18 protein-coding genes and 1 pseudogene are annotated in these 19,538 nt (G+C 75.3%); 18 read left to right on the top strand and 1 reads right to left on the bottom strand.

The annotated features are described in order from the left end of the window. Positions 1-8 precede the first annotated feature (8 nt). The 18 genes and pseudogenes from IPO09_16135 to IPO09_16050 all read left to right on the top strand — a co-directional run bounded on the left by IPO09_16135 (position 9) and on the right by IPO09_16050 (position 18,953). On the top strand, positions 9-674 hold the full coding sequence (locus IPO09_16135; GenBank protein MBK9518844.1) for a hypothetical protein: 666 nt from the start codon (positions 9-11) through the stop codon (positions 672-674). 59 nt (positions 675-733) lie between these two features. Next, the gene (gene rimI, locus IPO09_16130; protein MBK9518843.1) at positions 734-1,192 is read left to right on the top strand and encodes a ribosomal protein S18-alanine N-acetyltransferase; all 459 of its coding nucleotides are present in this window, start codon (positions 734-736) and stop codon (positions 1,190-1,192) included. 8 nt (positions 1,193-1,200) lie between these two features. Beyond that, positions 1,201-2,274, top strand: a complete 1,074-nt coding sequence (locus IPO09_16125) for a quinone-dependent dihydroorotate dehydrogenase (protein MBK9518842.1) — start codon at positions 1,201-1,203, stop codon at positions 2,272-2,274. Between the two features lie 209 nt (positions 2,275-2,483). Further along, positions 2,484-2,954: a hypothetical protein gene (locus tag IPO09_16120; protein MBK9518841.1), complete on the top strand. Its 471-nt coding sequence runs from the start codon at positions 2,484-2,486 to the stop codon at positions 2,952-2,954. Positions 2,955-2,958: 4 nt separating this feature from the next. After that, complete coding sequence (locus IPO09_16115; protein ID MBK9518840.1) at positions 2,959-3,291, top strand: phasin family protein; 333 nt, start codon at positions 2,959-2,961, stop codon at positions 3,289-3,291. Positions 3,292-3,497: 206 nt separating this feature from the next. Further along, positions 3,498-3,983, top strand: coding sequence for a lytic transglycosylase domain-containing protein (locus tag IPO09_16110; GenBank protein ID MBK9518839.1), 486 nt, complete (start codon positions 3,498-3,500; stop codon positions 3,981-3,983). Positions 3,984-3,988: 5 nt separating this feature from the next. Then, positions 3,989-4,621 carry a radical SAM protein gene (locus IPO09_16105; protein ID MBK9518838.1) on the top strand — a complete coding sequence of 211 codons (633 nt, stop codon included), beginning with the start codon at positions 3,989-3,991 and terminating at the stop codon, positions 4,619-4,621. 119 nt (positions 4,622-4,740) lie between these two features. Then, positions 4,741-5,442, top strand: a complete 702-nt coding sequence (locus tag IPO09_16100) for a hypothetical protein (protein MBK9518837.1) — start codon at positions 4,741-4,743, stop codon at positions 5,440-5,442. A gap of 21 nt (positions 5,443-5,463) precedes the next feature. Then, positions 5,464-5,925, top strand: coding sequence for a hypothetical protein (locus tag IPO09_16095; protein ID MBK9518836.1), 462 nt, complete (start codon positions 5,464-5,466; stop codon positions 5,923-5,925). A 16-nt stretch (positions 5,926-5,941) separates the two neighbouring features. Continuing rightward, positions 5,942-6,703: a tetratricopeptide repeat protein gene (locus IPO09_16090; GenBank protein MBK9518835.1), complete on the top strand. Its 762-nt coding sequence runs from the start codon at positions 5,942-5,944 to the stop codon at positions 6,701-6,703. A gap of 6 nt (positions 6,704-6,709) precedes the next feature. Further along, complete coding sequence (locus tag IPO09_16085) at positions 6,710-7,087, top strand: helix-turn-helix domain-containing protein (protein ID MBK9518834.1); 378 nt, start codon at positions 6,710-6,712, stop codon at positions 7,085-7,087. Between the two features lie 7 nt (positions 7,088-7,094). Further along, positions 7,095-7,865: a DNA repair protein RecO gene (gene recO, locus IPO09_16080; protein ID MBK9518833.1), complete on the top strand. Its 771-nt coding sequence runs from the start codon at positions 7,095-7,097 to the stop codon at positions 7,863-7,865. 127 nt (positions 7,866-7,992) lie between these two features. Next, positions 7,993-8,901 (top strand): annotated as a pseudogene (locus tag IPO09_16075) (glycine--tRNA ligase subunit alpha). Between the two features lie 84 nt (positions 8,902-8,985). Continuing rightward, entirely contained in the window at positions 8,986-11,097 is a 2,112-nt protein-coding gene (locus IPO09_16070; GenBank protein ID MBK9518832.1) for a glycine--tRNA ligase subunit beta, read from the top strand. Positions 11,098-11,099: 2 nt separating this feature from the next. Further along, complete coding sequence (locus IPO09_16065; protein ID MBK9518831.1) at positions 11,100-12,545, top strand: hypothetical protein; 1,446 nt, start codon at positions 11,100-11,102, stop codon at positions 12,543-12,545. Then, entirely contained in the window at positions 12,542-15,208 is a 2,667-nt protein-coding gene (locus IPO09_16060) for a hypothetical protein (protein ID MBK9518830.1), read from the top strand. Before IPO09_16065 ends, IPO09_16060 begins: the two co-directional genes overlap by 4 nt. Positions 15,209-15,295: 87 nt before the next feature. Then, the gene (gene polA / locus IPO09_16055; GenBank protein ID MBK9518829.1) at positions 15,296-18,124 is read left to right on the top strand and encodes a DNA polymerase I; all 2,829 of its coding nucleotides are present in this window, start codon (positions 15,296-15,298) and stop codon (positions 18,122-18,124) included. A gap of 91 nt (positions 18,125-18,215) precedes the next feature. Next, positions 18,216-18,953, top strand: coding sequence for a carbonic anhydrase (locus IPO09_16050; GenBank protein ID MBK9518828.1), 738 nt, complete (start codon positions 18,216-18,218; stop codon positions 18,951-18,953). Positions 18,954-19,031: 78 nt separating this feature from the next. Here the strand turns inward: IPO09_16050 and IPO09_16045 are convergent, their stop codons facing one another. Continuing rightward, the gene (locus IPO09_16045; GenBank protein MBK9518827.1) at positions 19,032-19,538 is read right to left on the bottom strand and encodes a DivIVA domain-containing protein; all 507 of its coding nucleotides are present in this window, start codon (positions 19,536-19,538) and stop codon (positions 19,032-19,034) included.

Below are 19,538 nucleotides of genomic sequence, written 5' to 3'. Positions count from 1 at the left end.
GTCCTGACATGGCGGGCGTGCTGGCGATGCTGCTGCTCTCGACCCTGGCCGCCCCCCCCGTCGAGGGGCGGGTGGTGGAGCGGATCGTCGCGGTGGTGCGAAACCCCGCCGGCGCCGCGCCGCGCCCGCTCACCCTGACCAGGCTGGTGGAGGAGGCCCGGGTGGCCCTGGTGGGGCAGGGGGCGCTGGAGGCCGCCGAGGCGCCGCTCGACGAGGCCGCCCTGCGCGCGGCGCTCCGCTGGCTGGTGGACCAGTGGCTGGTGGCCGACGAGGCGGCCCGCCTCAAGGTGGACGACGTGGCGCGCGAGGACGCGCAGGCGGCGCTGCGCCGCTTCCGCGACCGCTTCGCCGGCGAGGAGGCCTACCGGCGCTTCCTGGCCCGCGCCGACCTGGCGGAGGAGGAGGTGGCCCAGTCGCTGCTGCGAGACCTGAAGGTGCGCCGCTACCTGGACAGCCGGGTGGGGCGATCCGCCCGGGTGACCGAGGCCGAGGTGGACGCGGCGCTGGCCGCCCAGGGCGCCGGGGGTGGGGACGAGGCGGCCCGCCAGCAGGCGCGCGGGCGCCTGGCCGGAGAGAAGGCGGGGGCGCAGGCCCGCCAGCTGCTGGCCGACCTGAGGTCCCGCGCCGACGTGCGGGTGCTGGCGCCGGCGCTGCGCCAGGAGGCCGCCCGGTGAGCCGGGCCGCCCCCGCGCCGCGCTTCCGCCCGGTGGTGGAGGCCGACCTGCCGCGCCTCATGGAGATCGAGGCGGCCGGCTTCCGCCACCCGTGGAGCGAGCGGCTGCTGCGCGACGAGCTGCGCAACGCCTGGTCGGTGCTGCTGGCGGCGGTGGAGGAGGGACCGGGGGGCGCCGAGCACATGGCCGGGTACGTCATCGTCTGGGTGGTGCACGACGAGCTGCACGTGCTCAACGTGGCCACCGCCCCGGAGGACCGCCGGCGGGGCGTCGGGCGGGCGCTCATGGAGGCGGCGGCGGCGCTGGGCCGCTCGCGCGCCTGCCGGCTCGCCACCCTGGAGGTGCGACGCTCCAACGAGCCCGCCATCGCCCTCTACCGCGCCCTGGGCTACCGCCAGGTGGGGCTGCGGCCGCGCTACTACGCCGAGGAGAACGAGGACGCGCTGCTGATGACCCTGGACCTGGCCGGGCCAGGGGGGGGCCACGACGCACCCCCGGGCGGACCCGATCCGCGGTAGACGGGGGCATGCTCTGGCCCCTCCTGCGCTGGGTCCTCTTCCGCTTCGACCCCGAGACCGTCCACCGGCTGGCCCACGCCTTCCTGCACCGGGTGCCGGTGGCCTTCGCCCGCTGGCGCCGCCCGGCCCCCGACCCCGCCCTGGCGGTGTCGTGCCTGGGGCTGCGCTTCGAGAGCCCGGTGGGCCTCGGCGCCGGCTTCGACAAGGGGGACGCCTCGGTGGCCGGCCTCTTCGGCATGGGCTTCTCGCACGTGGAGGTGGGCACCATCACGCCGCGCCCGCAGTCGGGCAACGAGCGGCCGCGCATCTTCCGGCTGCCGCAGCACCGGGCCCTGGTGAACCGCATGGGGTTCAACAACGACGGCGCCGAGGCCTGCGCCGCCCGGCTGGCCCGGCTGCCGGCGGCGGCGCGCATGGGGCCGGTGGGGGTCAACGTCGGCAAGAACAAGCTCACCCCCAACGAGCAGGCCGCCGACGACTACCTGGCCTGCATCGACCGGCTCCACCCGTACGCCGACTACCTGGTGGTCAACATCTCGTCGCCCAACACCCCCGGGCTGCGCCAGCTGCAGGAGCGGGACGCCCTCGACCGGCTGCTCAGGGCCTGCGTGGCCCGCCTGGCGGAGCGGTCGCCGGGCAAGCCCCTGCTGGTCAAGCTGGCGCCGGACCTCACGCCCGAGGCGCTCGACGAGGCGGTGGACGTGGCCATCGCCGCCGGCGTCGCCGGGCTGGTGGCCACCAACACCACCCTGTCCCGCGACGGCGTGGAGGCCCACCCCCTGGCCCGCGAGGCCGGCGGGCTCTCCGGCGCGCCGCTGACCGCGCGCGCCACCGAGGTGGTCCGCCGGGTGTCGGCCCGCGCCGCCGGGCGGGTGCCGGTCATCGCCTCGGGCGGGGTCATGTCGACCGAGGACGTCTACGCCAAGCTGCGCGCCGGCGCCTCGCTGGTGCAGGTCTACACGGGGTTCATCTACGGCGGCCCCGGCTTCGCCGCCCGCGTGAACCGAGAGCTGCCGGCCCTGCTCCGGCGCGACGGCTTCCGCACCGTGGCCGAGGCGGTGGGGGCGGACGCGCGGGGCTGAGGCCCCCGGGCCGAGCCGATCCCGGTCGGAGAGTCCGAAGCACCGGGGGCGGGCCCGGGCCTGCAGGCCCCGGGCGGAGGGCCGAGGCGGTCGGCGGCGGCGCCATGACGCGGCGCGTTGTCTTGACGGGGCTGACGCGACGCGTTAAGACCCACCGTGGAATGGGGATGGCGCACTTCCGCCCACCCCGCTACACGGAGGTTCACCACATGGCCGAGACGCAGAAGAGCAGCGCCAAGGGCGCGATCAAGGTTCCGGGTTTCTTGAAGGATCAGCTCGAGCAGGCCCAGGTGAAGCTCTCGCACCTCGAGGTCAGCGCCCAGAAGACGCTCAAGGAGCTGGTCCAGAAGGGCAAGGCGAGCCGCAAGGACCTCGAGGCCCTGGTGGTGAGCGTGTCCAAGGACAGCCGGGTGGCGGACCTGCGCGTCAAGCTGGAGAAGCTCCAGCGGACCGGCGCCGTGCGGGCCGAGGCCTGGCGCGGCAAGGCCGAGACCTTCCGCGAGGAGGCCCTGGAGCGGCTGGTGGAGCTGCAGGGGAAGGCCGTGTCCTTCCTGGGGGTTGCCACCAAGGACGAGGTGGACGAGCTGCACCGCGAGCTCGATCGGCTTGCCAAGCGGTTCGAGAAGGGGCAAAAGGCGCGCCCCGCCGCGAAGAAGAACGGCCGGAAGGGCGAGGCCTGAGGCCATGGCCGACTTCCAGGGGATGTTCAAGGAGGCCTGGTCCAACGCGCTGGCGGGCGTCAACGCGGCGGAGCAGGAGGCCGAGAAGGTGCTGAACAAGATGGCCGACGCGGCTGGCTTCTCGCCGGAGGACGTCCGGCGCCATGCCCGGGAGTTCGGCGAGCGGCTGCAGGGCCAGCGCAAGGAGCTGGAGAAGGCCATCGACGAGGGCGTGCGCAGGGCGTCCACCCGCCTCAAGGTCCCGACCAAGTCGGACCTGGACGCCATCGAACAGCGGCTGACGTCCCTCACCGAGAAGGTGGAGGCGCTGGCCAAGGACAAGGAGAAGCCAGCCTGATCTCGAGCGTGGCACGGGGGGCGACCAGGTTGCTGCTGGCGGCGGCGGTGACCACCGCCGTGCTGGCGGCGCCGTCGCGCCTGGACGAGGGCATCCGCCCGCTGCTGCCGGCCGAGGTGGTGCCGACGGCCTGCGCCGCCGAGGCCTGCCCGCAGGCGGCGCGCCAGGCGCTGCTGGCCCGCATCGAGGACCACCTCTTCGAGCGCATGCCCGCCGCCTCCCAGCAGGTCCACGAGGCGGTGGCCCGGGCGGTGATCGGCGAGGCCGAGGCGGTGGAGCTCGACCCGCTGCTGGTGCTGGCCATGATCGAGGTGGAGTCGGGCTACGACCCGGGCGCGGCCAGCGGCGCCGGGGCCCGCGGCCTGATGCAGCTCCTGCCTGGCACCATGCGGCGCGAGACCGAGGCGCTGGGGCTGGGCGTCGCCGACCCGGCCGACCCCGTCGCCAACGTCAGGGCCGGCGTCCGCTACCTGCGCCGCTGCCTCGACAGCTACCCGGGCCACATGGGGCTGGCGCTCATGGCCTACAACGCCGGCCCGAACCGGGTCTTCGAGCTGCTGCAGGACGAGACCGGCATGCCCGACTGGGCGCTGGCCTATCCGCGCCGGGTCGAGTCGGAGCACCGCAAGCTGCAGCGGGCCTTCGGCGCCGCCCCCGGCCCGCGGTTCGCCTCGGCCGGCCCGGCCCGCTAGCGGCCATGCGGGTCTCCGAGGTCTTCTTCAGCATCCAGGGGGAGGGGACCCGCGCCGGCCTGCCGTGCGCCTTCGTGCGCTTCACCGGGTGCGATCTGCGCTGCACCTGGTGCGACACCGCCTACGCCTTCCACGGCGGCGAGGAGCGCACCCGCGCCGAGCTGGTGGAGGCGCTCTCGAGGCTGCCGACCAGGCTGGTCTGCCTCACCGGCGGCGAGCCGCTGCTGCAGCCCGAGCTGCCGGAGCTGTGCCGCGACCTGCTGGCGCTGGGCTGGGAGGTCACGGTGGAGACCCACGGCCAGCGCCCCACCGGGGCGCTCCCGCCGGAGGTGGTCCGCATCGTGGACGTCAAGCCGCCCGGCTCCGGCGAGGAGACGCGCGACCTCACCTTCCTCGAGGGGCTGCGGCCGCACGACGAGGTGAAGTTCGTGGTGGCCTCGCGCGCCGACTTCGACTGGTCGGTCGAGGTGGTGCGGCGCAGCCGGCTGGAGGGGCGCGCCGAGCTGCTCTTCTCGCCGGTCTTCGGCCAGGTCGAGCCGAGGGCGCTGACCGAGTGGCTGCTGGCCTCCGGGCTGCGCGCCCGCCTCTCGCTCCAGCTCCACAAGCTGGTCTGGGGGCCCGAGGTGCGGGGGGTCTGAAGGCAGGCCTCCGGCGCGTCGCGGGAATTCGCGGGGGGCCCGGACCGTCCAACGACCGGGTGCGTCAAGCGCCCGCATTCTTGACGGCCCGTGCCGCCCGGGGCTAGGAACACGAACGGATGCGCCTACTTGCACTCACCTTCGCCCTGTCGATGGCGGCCGCGCCGGCTCTCGCCGCGCCCGGCCTGACGCTCAACGGCGTGCCCATCGACGGCGCCAGGGACCAGCGGTTCGAGAACGCCACCGTGGTGATCGACGCGGCCGGCGCGGTCCACATCACCGCCCGCGGCTACGCGGTGCGGGGCGCACCGGCCCAGGGCCCGGCGGGCCTGGCCACCGCTCCGGCCGCCGCCGTGGCGGGAGTCGCCGTGGCGGGAGTCGCCGCAGGCGGCGCCACGCCTGGCGGGCCCACGGCCGCCGCGCCCGCCGCCGCCGAACCTCGCCCCGCCGCAGAGGGCAAGCTGGCGCTGCGCTACTTCCTGGCCACCGAGCAGACCCAGCCCGACGGCACCCAGTACGACGTCGAGGTCTTCATCAACGCCAGCTGGATCCGCGTCATCCGCTCGGCCGACCCGCAGGTGGTGCTGGAGATCACCCGCTTCCTCCGGCCGGGGGCCAACAAGGTGACGCTGGCCGCCTCCAAGCGGCTCGCCGGGGTGGACCGGCGCTCCCACAGCAAGGACGTGACCCTCCGGGTGGTCATCGGGGAGGGGAACGTGGGCGGCGACCACGTCATGATCGACGCGCCGCTGGTGGTGATGACCCGGACGGCGGCCGAGGTGGACGACCGGACCGAGGAGTTCACGGTCGAGGCGCGCTGAGCAGGCGGGAAGGGGACAGTCGTGTTCACGCCGGAGCCGAGCATCCAGCACCTGACCGCCACCCGCGACCAGGTGGTGGCCCTCATCGAGGGGATCAACCAGCCGCAGATCTCCATCCCCGGCAAGGCGCCCCAGGGCGTCTCCGGTCACCTGGTCGGGCTGCGCAACGCCAGCGGGACCTTCTCCATCTACGTGGCGCTGCACCTGCCCAAGACCGGCGAGAACGTGGTCTACGTGCACGGGCACCGGCAGGTGGCCGCCGAGGCCTACCGCGAGGTGCAGGAGGAGGGGCTCCACTTCCTGGAGTCGATGGGCTTCATGCTCGACAACCTCAACTTCCGGAACCTGGCCCCCGCGCTGCAGGACGACACCCTGAAGCGCCTGCCGATCTTCTCCCCGCCCAGGCCCCCGGGCGCGGCGGACCCCGCCGATCCCGCCGCCGCCGAGGCGGGCCGCCTGGCCCGCCTCCTCGCCTCCTTCTGAACCCGAGCCCCCCACCATGACCTCCGCCACCCGCTCCGCGCTCCTCGCCGTCCTGGCCTCCGCCGCGCTGGCCGCCTGCGGCCACACCCTCAGCGCCAAGGCCCAGAAGACCGCCGAGATCCACCACGACCTGGGGCTGGAGGCGCTGCAGAAGGGGCAGGCGCAGGACGCGCTGCGCGAGTTCGACACCGCGCTGCAGTCCGACCCGGACATGCCCGAGGCCCACCTGGGGCGCGGCCTGGTGCTGGAGTACGCCTTCTCCAAGCTGAAGGACGCCGAGGCCGAGTACCGCAAGGCGCTGGCGGTGCGGCCGGCCTACCCCGAGGCCCACAACAACCTGGGGCAGCTCCTGGCCCGCACCGGGCGCCCCGAGGAGGCGCTGGCCTCCTTCGACGAGGCGCTGGCCAACACCTTCTACCGGGAGCCCTGGGTGGCCCGCTGCAACAAGGGCCAGGCGCTCCACCGCATGGGGCGGCGCGACGAGGGGCTGACCGAGCTGCGCGCCTGCCTGGGCATCGCCCCGCGCTACTGCGCCGGCCACCGCGAGCTGGGGCGCATCCTGCTCGGCGACGGCAAGGTGAAGGAGGCGCTGGACGAGCTGGGCGCCTACGTGCGCCACTGCGAGCAGGTGGTGGACGCGCACCAGCAGCTGGGGCTGGCGCGCATGAAGGCGGGCGACCTGCCGGGCGCCAGGGCCAGCTTCGAGCGCTGCCTCGAGCTGGCCAAGGGGACCCCCGCCGGCGACGGCTGCCAGCAGAGCCTGGAGCTGCTCCGCTAGGGCGCCATGTCGACCGCACCCGAGCCCGCCGCCCCGCTGCTCCCCGCCTTCGGCCGCTGGCTGAAGCAGGAGCGCGAGCTGCGCGACATGTTGCCCGAGGAGATCGCCGCCTCCACCAAGCTGGCCCCGGCGGTCATCGAGGCGCTGGAGTCCGGCGAGGAGGCGCGCATGCCGCCGCGCGCCTACGTGGTGGGCTACCTGCGCAGCTACGCCGCCGCGGTGGGGCTGGACGCCGACGAGGTGGTGCTGCGCTGGCAGGAGGCGGCCGGCGAGGCCCCCGAGGTGGCGACGCGCCGGGGGCGGCGCCGGCTGGTGCCGGTGCTGGTGGCGGCCGCGGTGCTGGGCGTGGTGGCCGCCATGGTGATCGGCGCGCTGCTCCGGTAGGCCCGCGGTGACCACCCGGCTCAAGCTCCGCGCGGTGGTGCTGCGCACCGTGGATCACGGCGAGGCCGACCGGGTGGTGACCCTGCTGGCCGAGGGGCGCGGCAAGCTGGCGGCCTACGCCCGCGGCGCCCGCGCCTCCACCAGGCGCTTCGGCGGCGCCCTGGAGCCCTTCACGCTGGTGTCGGCCGAGCTCTCCGGGCGGGGCGCCGGCGACCAGCTGCTGCGGCTGGAGTCGGTGGCGCCGGAGCGGGCCTTCCCGGCCATCCGCGGCGACCTGGCCCGCATCGCCTGCGCCGCCTACGCCGTGGAGCTGGCGCGCGAGCTGACCCGCGATCACGAGCCACACGACGACCTGTTCGGGCTGCTGGTGGACTACCTGGGCCGGCTCGACGCGGCCCCGGCCCGCCCGGGCACGCTGCGGGCCTTCGAGCTGCTGGCGCTGGCGGCGGCCGGCTTCCAGCCGCGCCTGGAGGCCTGCGCCCGCTGCGGCCAGCCCCTGCCGGACGGGGCGGTGACCTTCTCGCCGGCCGACGGCGGGCCGCTCTGCCAGGACGACGCTCCCCAGGCGGCGCCGGGTCGCCTCAGCCTGTCGCCGGCCGGGCTGGCGGCGCTGCAGCGGCTCCAGGCGGGCGGCCTGCAGGCCGGGGAGGCGCCCCTCGAGCCGGGGGCCGGGCGCGAGGCGCGCGAGGCCCTGGGGCGCTTCGTGGAGCACCTGCTCGGCCGCCGCCTCCAGGCCAGGCGCTTCCTCGACGAGGTGGGGCCCATGCTGGGCGAGTGAGGCCCGGCCGCGCGCAGCGGATCGCAGCGGAAAGACGGGCCTTTCCCGTTTGACATCGGGTGGGCATGGCCCTACCTTGCCGAGTCCCGGCGCCGGTTCCACGGCGCCGCGTCGCGGGAGCGAGCGCGTGTACTTCCAGGACCTGATCCTCAAGCTGCAGACCTACTGGGCCGGGCGGAACTGCATCCTGGCGCAGGGCTACGACCAGGAGGTCGGCGCCGGCACCATGAACCCGGCCACCTTCCTCAGGGTGCTGGGCCCCGAGCCCTGGAGCGTGGCCTACGTCGAGCCCTCGCGCCGCCCGGCCGACGGGCGCTTCGGCGAGAACCCGAACCGGCTCTACCAGCACCACCAGTTCCAGGTGATCCTGAAGCCCAACCCGCCCGACGTGCAGGAGCTCTACCTCGGGTCGCTCCAGGCCATCGGCATCGACCCGAAGGCGCACGACATCCGCTTCGTCGAGGACGACTGGGAGAGCCCCACCCTGGGCGCCTGGGGCCTCGGCTGGGAGGTCTGGTGCGACGGGATGGAGATCACCCAGTACACCTACTTCCAGCAGGCCGGCGGCTTCGAGATCCGGCCGGTGGCGGCGGAGCTCACCTACGGGCTCGAGCGCATCGCCATGTACCTGCAGGACGTGGAGAACGTCTTCGACGTGGAGTGGGTCAAGGGCGTCAAGTACCGCGAGGTCTTCCACCGCAACGAGGTGGAGATGAGCGAGTACTCGCTCAGGGCCTCCGACCCCAAGATGCTCTTCGGCCTGTTCGAGACCTACGAGGCCGAGTGCAAGCGGCTCATCGGGCTCAAGCTGCCGCTGCCCGCCTACGACTTCTGCCTGAAGTGCTCCCACACCTTCAACAACCTCGACGCGCGGGGCGCCATCAGCGTGACCGAGCGGGCCGCCTACATCGGGCGGGTGCGGGCGCTGGCCCACCAGTGCGCCAAGGGCTACCTGGAGAGCCGCGAGGCCCTGGGCTTCCCGCTCCTGCCGCCCAAGGAGCGGGCCGCCGCCGTCGAGGCCGCCCGCGCCGCCCGCCTGGCCGCCGACCAGCCGGCCGGCCAGGCACCCACCCGGCCCGCCGCGCCTGCCGCGCGCTGATCCACCTCCTGGAGAGAGATCATGGCTGACCTGCTGTTCGAGATCGGGGCCGAGGAGATCCCGGCCGGCTTCGTGCCGCCGGCGCTGCGCCAGCTCCAGGACGACCTGGCCAGGCTGCTGGCCGAGGCCCGCCTGGCCCACGGCGAGGTGAAGGCGGTGGGCACGCCGCGGCGCCTGGCGGTCTGGGCCCGCGACGTGGCCGCCAGGCAGGCCGACGCCCGCACCGAGGCCCTCGGGCCGTCGGTGGCGGCGGCCTTCGACGCGGCCGGCCAGCCCACCCAGGCGGCGCTGGGCTTCGCCCGCAGCCAGGGGGTGGAGGTGGCGGCCCTGGAGCGCGTCGAGACGCCCAAGGGGCTCCGGCTGGCGGTCACCAAGGTGGAGAAGGGGCGCCCGGCGGCGCAGGTGCTGCCGGCGCTGCTGACGCGCCTGGTGGGCGGCCTCAAGTTCAGGAAGGCCATGCGGTCGCGCCACGACGAGGTGACCTTCGCCCGCCCGGTGCGCTGGCTCACCGCGCTCTACGGCGGCAAGCCGGTCAAGGTGACCTTCGGCGAGGTGACCTCCGGCAAGGTCACCTACGGCCACCGCTTCATGGCGCCCAGGGCCATCGCGCTCGCGGGCACCCCCGAGGACTACCTGGCCCGGCTGGAGAAGGCCTTCGTGGTGGCCGACCCGGTGGTCCGCCAGGCGGCCATCGTGAAGGGGCTGGCGGCGGCGGCCCGCCGGGGCGGCGGCGTGGTGCGCCCCGACCCGGCGCTGGTGGAGCAGGTCACCTACCTGGTGGAGCACCCCACCGCCGTGTCCGGCGAGTTCGAGGCCTCCAACCTGGCGCTGCCGCCGGAGGTGGTGGTCACCGAGATGCGCAACCACCAGCGCTACTTCGCGGTGGTGGACGGGCAGGGCGCGCTGACCAACCGGTTCATCGCCGTCTCCGGCACGCCGGTGCGCGAGCCCCGGGTGGCGCGCCACGGCTACGAGCGGGTGCTGCGGGCCCGGCTGGCCGACGCCCGCTTCTTCTTCGAGGAGGATCGCAAGCGGACCCTGGAGAGCCGCGTGGCCGACCTGGGGCGCCGCACCTACCAGGCCAGGCTGGGCACCGAGCTGCAGCGGGTGGAGCGCATCGGCGCGGTGGCCGAGGCGCTGGCCGGGGCGGCCGGCCGCCAGGGCGGGGAGGCGCTGGCGCTGGCGGCCCGGCTCTGCAAGGCGGACCTGGGCACCGGCATGGTGGGCGAGTTCCCCGAGCTGCAGGGCATCATGGGCGGGCACTACGCCCGCCTGGAGGGGCTGCCGGCCGAGGTGGCCGACGCCCTCACCGACCACTACAAGCCGGTGGGCGCCTCCGAGGAGATGCCGCGCGGCGACCTGGGCTCGCTGGTGGGCCTGGCCGATCGGCTGCACCAGCTGGTGGGCATCATCGGGGTGGGCGAGAAGGCCACCGGCGCCGCCGACCCGTTCGGCCTGCGCCGGGCCGCCATCGGCATCCTGCGCATCCTGCTCGACCGCGGCTACCACCTCTCGCTGCGCGCCGCGGTGGAGGCCACCCTGGCGGCGCTGGCCGGGGTCAAGCTGGCGGCCGAGCCGACGGTGGTGGCCGACCAGGTGCTCGACTTCGTGCGCGGCCGGCTCAAGGCCCTGTGGAGCGAGGAGCTGGACGCCGACCTGGTGGAGGCGGTGCTCTCGGCCGGGTTCGACGACGTGGTGGACGCGCGGCAGCGGCTGCAGGCGCTGGCGGTGGTCAAGCGGCGCGACGACTTCGTGCCGCTGGCGGTGGCGTTCAAGCGGGTGGCCAACATCCAGGAGAAGGCGCCCGCGGGGCTGGCCGTGGCGGTGGACCCGGCCCTGCTCAGCGAGGACGCCGAGCGGGCGCTGCTGGCCGAGGTGGTCCGGGTGGAGCGCGAGGCGGCGGAGTGCCGCTCGCGCCGCGACTACCCGGCCATCCTGAAGGCGGTGGCCACGCTCAAGCCGGCGGTGGACGCCTTCTTCGACGGGGTGATGGTGATGGCCGAGGACCCGGCGGTGCGCGGCAACCGCCTGGCGCTGATGCGCCGGGTGGCGGCGCTCTTCTCCGACCTGGCCGACTTCAGGAAGATCCAGGCCGAGCTGCCCCCGGGCGCCGGCGCGCGGAAGGCAGGGTAGGGATGCGGAGGCTGGCAGCGCTGCTCGTCACCCTGGCCGCGTGCGGTGAGCCCGCCGCGGTCCGGACCCCCCCGATGGACCGCTTCCTGGCGCCCACCGGCCTGGCCCTGACGTCGGTGCCGGCGCGGTCCGGCGGCGGGGCCAGCGCCCTGCTGGTCGGGTCCTCCAACTTCGACCTCAACTACGACGGCCCCACCGGCGGCACGGTGCTCTCGGTGAACCCGGACCCGGCGGCCGAGGGCGGCTCGGCGGGCCAGCCCGGCGGCGCCCTGGTGAGGCTCCCGGCCACGGGCGGGGCGCGCATCGGCAGCTACGCCGGCAACCTGGCGGTGGCCGACGGCCGCACCTGCCCCGGGTACGTCGATCCGGTGCACGGCAGCCTGGCCACCGCCCTGGTCCCCTCCCGCTTCGACGGCGCGCTCCACCGGGTGCCGGTGGCGGCCGACGGCGGCGTGGTGGCCTGCGACGCCCCCGGCTGCAGGGTGGCCTTCGACGTGCGGCTGCTCGATCCCTACGTGGTGACCCTGGGCTGCCGCCGCGGCGGGGCGCGCCGCTCGGCCTTCGTGGGCTTCCTGCAGGTGGCCGCCCTCGACGGCGCCACCGCCGCCAGCGGCCACGTCGCCGAGGTGGACCTCGACGACCCCAGCGGCGCCACGCCGGGCTTCTTCCCGGTCGGCAGGGGGCCCATCTCGGACATGGCCTACGACGCCGTGACCGACCGGCTCTTCGTCGCCACCCGGCCGGCCGTGGCCGCAGCCCCGTCCTCGCAGGCGCTCCTGTACGCGGTGGACCTGGGGAGCTGCCGCCCCGGGCAGGCCGGCTGCGCCGCACCGCAGGAGGTGGACCTCTTCGACGCCCTGCGCGGCGCCGACCTGCAGGGGCTGGCGCTCTCCAACCCGCAGCCCGGCCTGACCCGCCGGCTCTACGTGGCGGTGCGGGTCTACGACGTCTCGCTGTTCTCCCTGCTGGGGTTCCGCCCCTCCACCGATCAGGCCGGCGCGCTGCTGGTGCTGGACGCGGAGGAGGACGAGACCGGCCGCCCCGCGCTCTCGCTGGTGCGGGTGGTGCCGGTCGGGCTGGGGCCGGGGCAGGTGCGGGTGCTGCCGCAGCGCCCGGCCCTGCCGGGCGGCGCGCCGCGCCGTGACCTGGTGGTGGTGGCCAGCACCCAGGACGGGGCGGTGGCCGTCTACGACGACCAGCTGGGCGCGGTGGCGCGCACGCTGGCGCTGGACCCCGACACCGGGGCCCCCGAGGCTGGCCGGGCGCCCTACGCGCTGGCCGTCGAGCCGGTGCCCACCGGCGGGGCCGCCCCGGTGGCCCGGGTCTACGTGGCCGCCTTCAAGCAGTCGGTGGTGTCGCTGGTGGACGTGCCGCTGCTGGCCCCGGGCTCGGCCCAGGCGCTGCGCGGCGCCGCCGGCGAGCTGATCCGCATCGGAGGTGTCGAGTGACCGCGCGCCGCTTCGCCCTGGTGGCGCTGCTCCTGGCGGCCGCCTGCACCCAGACCAGCACGCGCCCGGGCATCCGCCTCGACGGGCCGAGCGCGGTGGCGGTCTTCCAGGCCGTGACCACCCGCGACGCCGCGCTGCGCGCCTACGTGGCCATCGCCAACGAGCGCGGCGGCGACCTGCGCCTCCTCGACGCCATCGACGGCGCCGCGGTGCTGGCCCCTGGCCTGATCCTGTCGCTGTCGGTGCCGACGCACCCCCGGCCGGCGCTGCTGGCGTCCGGCTCGCTGTTCGATGCCACGCCGGGGGCCGACCTGCTGGCGGTGGCGCCGGCCGGCTCGGTGGCCTGCGATCCCGCCGGCACCCGGCTCTCCGGCTGCGTCCAGGTGGTGGCCACCTGGACCCCCGCCACCGCGGTGGCCTCGGCGCTCACGCTCGACCTCGGCGAGCTGGCCGGGGAGGGTGAGACCGAGGTGCTGGCCCTGGCGATCCTGCCGGTGCCCGAGGAGCTGACGCCCGGCGTGGTGACCAGCCGCCCCGGCCGGGCCCGGCTGGTGGCCGGCCTGGCCGGCGGCCGGCTGCTGGTGGCCGACTTCCGCCGCGCCGCCGACGGCCTGGCCATCGAGCTCGACACCGCCACCTTCGACGACCCGGCCGCGCCGGGCACGCCGCTGACCAGGCCCAGGGTCCGGGTCCACGAGCTGGGCTTCAGCCCACGCTCGCTGTCGGCCTCGCCCGACCTGGTGCACCTCTACGCCGCCACGCTCGACCCCATCGGCGCGGTGGAGGGCGTGGCCGAGCTCGACCTGTCGAGCCCCGGCGTGAGCGACCCGAGCCCGGGCTTCAGCGCTCCGGTGGTGCGCGCCTTCGACGCCGGCGCCCCCACCACCGTGGTGCTGGCCGCCCGGGTGCGCGAGTTCCTCGACACCCCGCTGGCCGGCACCACCGTGGCGCTCACGCCCGACAGCTACGGCGAGCCGGTGCTGCGGGTCTACGCGGCGCTCGATCCGGCGCGCTGCGGCCCAGCCGAGGCGGTGGCCTGCGGGATCATCACCTTCGACCCGGCGCTGGGCGCGCGCGCGCCGGATCCGGCCGGCGAGCTGCCGTACCGGGCGCCCATGCCGGTGCCGGGCACGGTGCTGTCGCTCACCGCCATCTACCCGCCGGCCTGGGGCGGCGCCGACCTCTCGGGCGCCGAGATCAAGCCGCCGGCGGCCGTCCCGCCGCTGGTGCCTTCCCTGCAGAAGCTGGCGGTCGAGGCCGGGGAGCGCTGGACCTCCACGCTGGCGGCGGTCGGCAGCACCACCGGCTTCACCTACCTGGCCGACCTGGGCCACTTCGGGCTGGTCAACGCGCAGTGGATGGGCGTGGCCGGCGCCAACACCACCCCGGCCCAGGTCTTCACGGTGAGCCTGGCGGTGCCGATCGAGGACGAGGACGGGGTGGTCTATCCCGAGGTCCCGGCCAACGTCGACTACCCGCGCATCGGCGCCTGGAACGACGTCACTCCGCGGCTGGACGGGCAGGGCAACCCGGCCCCGGTGATCAACGGCCTCGACATCCGCGACCAGCGCCTGATCTCGGTGACCCCCGGCTACACCCAGACCGAGGACTGGCGCCTCACCTTCGAGGGCGCGCTGCCCGGGCTGGACAGGCGGCAGGCCGAGGTGGCGGCGGGACCGGGCGGGCTGGAGTGGCTGGCCGTGCAGGCCGCCACCGGGCTGCCGGAAGCCACCGACCCCGCCGCGCCCACCGCCAGGTTCCGCGGCGTGGCCCGGCTCTATGACGTGCGGCTCGGCGTCCAGCCGGGAGACGTGGTCCGCATCACGCCGACCGATGCGGCCTGCGCCGGCGCGACCACCTTCGAGGTGCGGGTGGCCGACCTGCTGCCGCCGGACACCGCCTCCCATCCGGGCGGGGCCGTCTCGCTGACCGCCCCGGCCGCGCTGCCCGCCTGCTTCCAGGTGGCCTCGCCCACGGTGCGCCAGGCCACCGTCACCATCCGCTCCCGGGGGCTGGTCCTGACCGGCACCGAGTCCGGCTACGCCGGCCGGCCGGTCCTCGACGTCCCCTTCTCCTTGCGCCACGAGGACGAGGCCTCGCTGCCCTGCCCCATGCTGGAGAGCCCGGCCTGGCCGCCGGCCGCCTGCGACGCCGCCTGCCGGGCCACCTGCGAGCGGCGCCTGCTGGCGCGCAAGGCGCGGCGCTTCGCCTACGTGACCGAGAAGTGCCCCACGGCGCTCACCGATCCACCCACCGATCCGCCCGACGCCGATCAGGTGGCCAAGAAGGTGGCCTGCGAGACCCGCTGGACCAGGGCGGTCGTGCCCGTGCCGCCGCCGCTGGTCTTCCCCAACCCGACCGGCGAGGTGCTGTCCCTCCGGCCCGGCCTCGGCTGGGACGACTCGGTCACCACCCCGGTGGCGCAGCTGCGCCGGGGGACCGTCCTCTTCATCCAGGCGCGCAGCGGCTTCCAGCCTGCCACGCGCCGGCCCACCTCGGGCGGCACCATCTCCGGGGACGTCTTCCCGGCCGGCCACGCCACCTTCGACCGGTCCGCGGCCACGCTGGACGCGGCGGCCGGCCAGCGCGTCTTCGGCGCCTACCCCGGCAACCTGCTGCTGGACTTCACGCCGTCCAGCGCCACGGTGACCACCTACCGGTAGGCGGCGCCGCGGCCGGGGCGGGGCGCCGCCCCGGCGCCCCTCCTTTCGCCGCGGCCGCCCGGGCGCCCGGGGGGTATGGTCCCGCCCATGCCGACCCTGACCCTCATCGACGGCTCGGGCTTCATCTTCCGCGCCTACCACGCGCTGCCGCCCCTGACGAACTCCAAGGGGGTGCCCACCAGCGCGGTGCTGGGCTTCACCAACATGCTGCTGCGCTCGCTGCGCGAGCACGCGCCCACCCACGTGGCGCTGGTGCTCGACGTGAGCCGCAAGAGCTTCCGCACCGAGCTCGACCCGACCTACAAGGCGCAGCGCCCGGAGGCGCCCCCGGACCTGGTGCCCCAGTTCCCGCTGGTGCGCGAGGTGGCGCGGGCGTTCAGCGTGCCGGTGCTGGAGGAGGCCGGGTTCGAGGCCGACGACATCATCGCCACCCTGGCGGCGCACGCCCGCGGCCACGGCTGGGAGGTGGTGATCGTCACCGGCGACAAGGACTTCGCCCAGCTGGTGGACGACCGGGTGCGGCTCTTCGACCCCATGGCGGAGGCGCGCGGGCAGGGCGGCTGGACCGGGCCGGCCGAGGTGGAGAAGAAGCTGGGGGTCACCCCGGCGCAGGTCATCGAGTACCAGGCGCTGCTGGGGGACAAGGTGGACAACGTGCCGGGCGTGCCGGGCGTGGGCGAGGTGACCGCCGCGGCGCTGGTGCGCCACTTCGGCTCCCTGGAGGCGCTGCTGGCCCGCCCCGAGGAGATCCCGCAGGCGGTCAAGCGGGGGGGCGAGAAGCTGAAGGAGAAGCTGCTGGCGCACGCCGACCGGCTCCGGCTCAACCGCCGGCTGGTGACGCTCAAGACCGACATGGCGCTGCCCTGGTCGCCCGAGGCGCTGGAGCGGCGGCCCATCGACGCGCCGCGGGCCCGGGCGCTCTTCACCGAGCTGGAGTTCACCCGGCTGCTCCGGGAGCTGCCGGCGACCGCGCCGGGGGAGGGGGAGGGACCGGCCGCGACCTCGCCCTCGACCTCGCCCTCGACCTCGACCTCGACCCCGACCTCGACCTCGACCCCGACCTCGACCTCGACCTCGACCAGCAGCCTCCCCCCTTTCGCCACCGGCCCGAGCACCCCGCGCCCGGAGCGCCCCGAGGTGCTGCTGGAGGAGGCGGCGCTGGCCGAGGCGGTGGCCTTCCTGGGGCGCGCCCCCGCGGTCGGCCTGCTGGTGAGCTCCAGCGGCGAGGCGCCGCGCACCGACCCGGTGGTCGGGATCGGGCTGGCGGGCGGGGGGCGGGCCTTCTACCTGCCGCTGGGGCACCGCTACCTGGGGGCGCCGGCGCCGCTGGACGCCGGGCTGGTGCGCGCGGCGCTGGCGCCGCTCCTGGGGGGTCCGGGACCGGTGCACGCGCACGACCGCAAGGCGGCCAAGCACGCCCTGGCGCGGCTGGGGCTCGAGCTGGGCGAGGCCGGGGAGGACACCGACCTGCTCTCGCGGCTGCTGCTGCCGACCCGGCGCGAGCACGCCCTGGCCGACGTGGCCCGGGAGCGCTGCCGCTGCGAGCTGCCCCTCGACCCGACCGCGGGCGAGCGCAAGGGCGGGCCGGGGCGCGAGGGCGCCGAGGTGGAGCGGCTGGCCGCCTGGGCCGCGCCCTCGGCGGCGGCGCTGCCGGACCTGGCGGCCGCGCTGCTGGCGGCGGTGGAGGCGGCCGGCCTGGGCCCGCTCCACCGGGAGGTGGAGCGCCCGCTGGTGTCGGTGCTCTTCGAGATGGAGCGGGACGGCATCGCGGTGGACAAGGAGGCCATGGCCGCCATGAGCGTGGAGTTCGGCGCCGCCATGGAGGGGCTGGTGACCCGCATGTCCGAGGCGGCCGGCCACCCCTTCAACGTGGCCTCCACCCGCGAGCTGGCCAGGGTGCTCTTCGAGGAGCAGCACCTGCCGGTCCTGAAGAAGCTCAAGACGGGGCCCTCCACCGACGTGGAGGTGCTGGAGAAGCTGGCCGAGCAGCACCCGCTGCCCGGCCTGGTGCTGGAGCACCGCTCGCTCTCCAAGCTGAAGGGCACCTACGTGGACGCCCTGCCCCTGCTCGTCGATCCCGCCGACGGGCGGCTCCACACCACCTTCCACCAGGCCGGGGCGGCTACCGGCCGGCTCTCCTCCACCGACCCCAACCTGCAGAACATCCCGGTCCGCACCGAGCTGTCGCGCCGCATCCGCGCCGCCTTCGTGGCCCCGGCTGGCCGCCGCCTGGTCTCGGCCGACTACTCGCAGATCGAGCTGCGCATCCTGGCCCACTACTCGGCCGACCCGGCGCTGCTCGAGTCCTTCCGCACCGGCGAGGACGTGCACACCCGCACCGCCGCCGAGACCTACGGGGTGGCGCCGGAGCTGGTCACCCCCGAGATGCGCCGGGTGGCCAAGATGCTCAACTTCGGCATCGCCTACGGCCTCTCCGCCTTCGGCCTGTCGCAGCGGCTCGATCTGCCGCCGCGCGAGGGCCAGGCCATCATCGATCGCTACTTCGCCCGCTACGCCGGGGTGAAGCGCTGGCTGGAGGAGATCGTGGCCTCGGCCCGGCGCGACGGCGAGGTGCGCACGGTCTTCGGCCGGGTGCGGGCCATGCCGGAGATCCAGAACCGCAACCCCGCCATCCGGCAGGGGGCCGAGCGGACGGCGGTCAACACGCCCATCCAGGGGACCGCCGCCGACGTCATCAAGATCGCCATGCGCCGGGTGCACGCCGCCCTGGCCGAGGCGCGGCTGGACGCCAGGCTGCTGCTGCAGGTCCACGACGAGCTGGTGGTGGAGTCGGCCGAGCGGCTGGTGGAGCCGGTGGCGGCGCTGCTGCGCCGCGAGATGGAGGGGGCCGCGACGCTGAAGGTGCCGCTGCTGGTGGAGGTGGGGCACGGGCGGAGCTGGGCCGAGGCGCACTAGGCCTTATGCGGCTAGACTGGGGGCCCGCGGTCCACCCCCACCGGACCGCCCCGACCCCTGGAGCCCACGTGACCACCCGCCGCGCCGCGCCCTGCTCGCCGCCCTGCTGCTCCCCGCCCTGGCCCAGGCGCACCCGCCCAGGGGCGGCAAGCTGGCCACCACCGCCGACGAGGCGCTGGTCGAGCTCAAGGCCGGCAACGCCCGCTTCGCGTCCGGGAAGGAGCAGAGCCCCACCCGCGATCTCAGGCGGGTCAAGGAGGTCTCGGCGGGCCAGCATCCGGAGGCGGTCATCCTGAGCTGCGCCGACTCGCGCGTCCCGCCCGAGGTGCTCTTCGACGAGGGGATCGGCGACCTCTTCGTGGTCCGCGTGGCGGGCAACATCTCGGAGCCGGCCACCACCGGCTCCATCGAGTACGCCGCCGAGCACCTGGGCGTGCCGCTCATCGTGGTCCTCGGCCACAAGAAGTGCGGCGCCGTGAAGGCCACCGCCGAGGCCACCGGCCCGGTCGAGGGGAACATCGGCGAGCTCGTGAAGGAGATCATGCCGGCGGTGGAGGCCGCCAAGGCCAACCCCGGCAAGCGGGGCCTGGTCGACGACGCGGTCTACGCCAACGCGGAGCTCGTCGCCAAGCAGCTCCTCACCGAGAGCCCGGTGCTCACCCACCTGGTCCACGAGGGCAAGGCGAAGATCGTCACCGCCATCTACGATCTCGACACCGGCAAGGTGGACTGGGGCGACGCGGGCGCTGCGCCCGCCGGGCACGGCAAGGCGGAGGCGCACGGCAAGGCCGAGAAGGCCGAGACGCACGGGAAGGGCGAGAAGCACTGAGCGGGGGGGCGCAGGAGCTCCTCGAGCTTCTGGATTCTGGCGCGCCGCAAGCGGCGCGCCGGTAAAGCGGCGCGCCGATCAATCCTCCGACGAGAGCCGCTTGCGGGCGGCGGCGAACGGCACGGCCTCCTCGCGCGGGGCCTCCTTGAAGGCCTCCAGCAGCTTGAGGTGGCTCTCCACCAGGGTCTTCACCCCGGCCTCGAACTGGATCCGCTGGCGCTTCAGCTCGCCGATGTCGTCGACGATCTTCAGGAAGCGGCCGTGGGCCGACTGGACGATCTTCTCGGCCTGCAGCTCGGCGTCGGAGAGGGTGATCTCGGCCTCCTTGCGGGCCGAGTCGCGGATCTCCTCGGAGGCCCGCTGGGCCGCCACCAGCGTCTCCTGCAGGGCCCGCTCGCGCCCGCGGTGCTCGGCCAGCTCCTCGTCCTTGCGCTGGCCGGCGTCTCGCAGCGCCGTCACCTCGCGCACCAGCCCCTCGAACTCGGAGGCCACCAGGGACAGGAAGGCCTCCACCTCCTCTGGGTCGAGGCCGCGGAAGGTCTTCTTGAACCGCTTCTGGGTGATGTCCAGGGGGGTGATGTTCAT

It is taken from the genome of Anaeromyxobacter sp. (assembly GCA_016718565.1).
In the GTDB taxonomy this organism is placed as follows: domain Bacteria; phylum Myxococcota; class Myxococcia; order Myxococcales; family Anaeromyxobacteraceae; genus JADKCZ01.
This window is presented reverse-complemented; position numbering and strand designations above follow the sequence as displayed.

What these genes read in the sequence shown, in the direction of transcription:
- IPO09_16100 (MBK9518837.1), top strand. Translation starts at nt 4,741, where the DNA reads ATGCGCCTACTTGCACTCACCTTCGCCCTGTCGATGGCGGCCGCGCCG.
- IPO09_16065 (MBK9518831.1), top strand. Translation starts at nt 11,100, where the DNA reads ATGCGGAGGCTGGCAGCGCTGCTCGTCACCCTGGCCGCGTGCGGTGAG.
- polA (MBK9518829.1), top strand. Translation starts at nt 15,296, where the DNA reads ATGCCGACCCTGACCCTCATCGACGGCTCGGGCTTCATCTTCCGCGCC.
- IPO09_16085 (MBK9518834.1), top strand. Translation starts at nt 6,710, where the DNA reads ATGTCGACCGCACCCGAGCCCGCCGCCCCGCTGCTCCCCGCCTTCGGC.
- rimI (MBK9518843.1), top strand. Translation starts at nt 734, where the DNA reads ATGGAGATCGAGGCGGCCGGCTTCCGCCACCCGTGGAGCGAGCGGCTG.
- IPO09_16120 (MBK9518841.1), top strand. Translation starts at nt 2,484, where the DNA reads ATGGCCGAGACGCAGAAGAGCAGCGCCAAGGGCGCGATCAAGGTTCCG.
- IPO09_16045 (MBK9518827.1), bottom strand. Translation starts at nt 19,538, where the DNA reads ATGAACATCACCCCCCTGGACATCACCCAGAAGCGGTTCAAGAAGACC.
- IPO09_16125 (MBK9518842.1), top strand. Translation starts at nt 1,201, where the DNA reads ATGCTCTGGCCCCTCCTGCGCTGGGTCCTCTTCCGCTTCGACCCCGAG.
- IPO09_16090 (MBK9518835.1), top strand. Translation starts at nt 5,942, where the DNA reads ATGACCTCCGCCACCCGCTCCGCGCTCCTCGCCGTCCTGGCCTCCGCC.
- IPO09_16115 (MBK9518840.1), top strand. Translation starts at nt 2,959, where the DNA reads ATGGCCGACTTCCAGGGGATGTTCAAGGAGGCCTGGTCCAACGCGCTG.
- IPO09_16135 (MBK9518844.1), top strand. Translation starts at nt 9, where the DNA reads ATGGCGGGCGTGCTGGCGATGCTGCTGCTCTCGACCCTGGCCGCCCCC.
- IPO09_16070 (MBK9518832.1), top strand. Translation starts at nt 8,986, where the DNA reads ATGGCTGACCTGCTGTTCGAGATCGGGGCCGAGGAGATCCCGGCCGGC.
- IPO09_16110 (MBK9518839.1), top strand. Translation starts at nt 3,498, where the DNA reads ATGCCCGCCGCCTCCCAGCAGGTCCACGAGGCGGTGGCCCGGGCGGTG.
- IPO09_16105 (MBK9518838.1), top strand. Translation starts at nt 3,989, where the DNA reads ATGCGGGTCTCCGAGGTCTTCTTCAGCATCCAGGGGGAGGGGACCCGC.